Origin of the sequence: Acidisphaera rubrifaciens HS-AP3, assembly GCF_000964365.1 — a bacterium.
Lineage (GTDB): Bacteria > Pseudomonadota > Alphaproteobacteria > Acetobacterales > Acetobacteraceae > Acidisphaera > Acidisphaera rubrifaciens.
The window spans coordinates 1-2,346 of record NZ_BANB01000398.1; the positions used below are offsets into that span (position 1 = coordinate 1).

Below are 2,346 nucleotides of genomic sequence, written 5' to 3' on the forward strand. Positions count from 1 at the left end.
GCGCTCGTCCTCGCCCCGGCGGCGCTGGTCGCCCGTCCGGCCCACGCCTTCACCCCGCCGCAGAGCTTCGCGGACCTCGCGCAGCAGCTGCTGCCGGCGGTGGTCAACATCTCGTCCTCCAGCCACGCCGCCGCCGACAGCGACGGGGGTGGCGGCGGTGGCGGCGGCGGCCCGGACATGCCGAGCTTCCCGCCCGGATCGCCGTTCGAGAAGTTCTTCCACGACTTCATGGACCGCCACCGCGGCCATGGCGGCGGCGACCCGCATGGCGACGCCCAGCCCGCGCCGGAGCGCCGGCTGCAAAGCCTCGGTTCGGGCTTCATCATCGACCCGTCGGGCATCATCGTGACGAACAATCACGTCATCGAGGGCGCCGACGAGATCACCGTGACGCTGCAGGACAACACCTCGCTCAAGGCAACGCTGATCGGCCGCGACGAGCGCGCCGACCTCGCCGTGCTGGAGGTCAAGAGCGACAAGAAGCTGCCGTCCGTCGCGTTCGGCGACAGCGACAAGTCGCGTGTGGGCGACTGGGTGCTGGCCATCGGCAACCCGTTCGGCCTCGGCGGCACCGTCACCGCCGGCATCGTCTCCGCCCGCGGCCGCGACATCCATCAGGGGCCCTACGACGACTTCATCCAGACCGACGCCGCGATCAACCGCGGCAACTCGGGCGGTCCGCTGTTCAACATGAGCGGGGAGGTGATCGGCATCAACACCGCCATCTACTCGCCGTCCGGCGGATCGATCGGCATCGGATTCTCGATCCCGTCCGACGAGGCGCGCAAGGTGGTGGCCGACCTGCGGGAGTTCGGCCGCGTCCGTCGCGGCTGGCTCGGCGTGCGCATCCAGCAGGTGACGCCCGACATCGCCGAAAGCCTCGGCCTGCATGAGCCGGAAGGCGCGCTGGTCGCCGGCGTGAACGAGGGCGGCCCCGCCGAGAAGGCGTCGATCAAGCGCGGCGACGTCATCCTCAAGTTCAACAACGCCGACGTGAAGGAGATGAAGAACCTGCCCCGCATCGTCGCCGATACCCGCGTGGGCGAGTCGGTGCCGGTGACGCTGTGGCGCGACGGGCACCAGATGACGGTGCAGGTCGCGGTGGGCGAACTTCCCGACGAGGCGAAGCTCGCCGCGGCGCAGACCGACGCGCCGGCGAAGGCCGAGGGCGCGAAGACGACCGACATCTCCGGCCTCGGCCTGCGCATCGCCCCGATCAACGACGAGACTCGCGGCAAATACTCGCTCGGCGCGGATCAGAACGGGGTGGTCATCACCGACGTGACCAGCGGCGGCGCCGCGGCCGATCGCGGCCTCAAGCCCGGTGACGTCATCGTCGAGGTGCAGCAGGAGCAGGTCGCCAGCCCGGCCGACGTCGCGTCCAAGGTGGATGCGGTGCGCAAGCAGAAGCGCAAGTCGGTGCTGATGCTGATCCAGAGCAGCGACGGCCTGCGCTGGGTGCCGCTGAGCCTGGACGGCACGGGCGGCAAGCCGGGCTGAGCGGCGCCCGTCGCACAGAGAAACGCCCCGGGGTAGGTTGCGGCCCCGGGGCCGAGTAGGAGCGGCGCCGGTGTTCCCGGCGCCGTTTCAGCCTTCCCGGATCTCTCCCGCGGCGTAGCCCTGGACATAGAGCAGGGCGCGGAGGTCCGCGTGGTCGATGCGGGCCTTTGCCACGGCGGCGACGGCGGGGCGGGCGTGATAGGCGATGCCCAGCCCGGCGGCGTCGAGCATGGCGAGATCGTTCGCCCCGTCGCCGACCGCGAGGGTGGCGGCGGGCGGCAGGCCCCGCTCGGCCGCCAGCGCCTCCAGGGTCGTGCGCTTGGCGTCGCGGTCGAGGATCGGCTCCGCGACCCCGCCGGTCAGCGCGGTGCCGTCGTCGATCAGCACGTTGGCGCGGTGCACGTCGAACCCCGCCGCCTCCGCCACGCGCCCCGTGAAGAAGGTGAAGCCGCCCGAGACGAGGGCGGTCAGCGCGCCATGCGCGCGCATCGTCGCGACCAGCGACCGCGCTCCGGCGGTGAGGCGCACGCGCGCCCACGTCGCCTCCAGCGCCTCCAGCGTCAGGCCGCGCAGCATGGCGACGCGGGTGCGCAGCGCCTCGCGGAAATCGATCTCGCCGTTCATGCTGCGCCGGGTCAGCGCCGCGACCTGCTGGCCGCAGCCGGCGAATTCGGCGAGTTCGTCCAGCGTCTCGGTCGTGACCACGGTGCTGTCCATGTCGGCGACGAGCAGATGCTTGCGCCGCCCCGCGGCCGGCTGGCAGACCGCGTCCACGGGGGCGCCGGCAATGGCCGCCCGGACCGCCGCCATGTCGGGCGCCTCGGGCAGTGCGATGTCGAGCGCCTC

Annotated in this window: 2 protein-coding genes; one reads left to right on the forward strand and one right to left on the reverse strand. The window is 72.3% G+C overall.

Features of this window, described 5'->3' with window-relative positions:
- On the forward strand, window positions 1–1,500 hold a 1,500-nt coding region (locus B8460_RS11750), incomplete at its 5' end, for a DegQ family serine endoprotease (protein WP_048861789.1).
- 87 nt (window positions 1,501–1,587) lie between these two features.
- On the opposite strand, the gene serB is transcribed toward B8460_RS11750, so the two are convergent.
- Window positions 1,588–2,346 (reverse strand): phosphoserine phosphatase SerB (serB, locus tag B8460_RS11755; protein ID WP_048861790.1); only part of this gene is annotated, 759 nt, incomplete at its 5' end.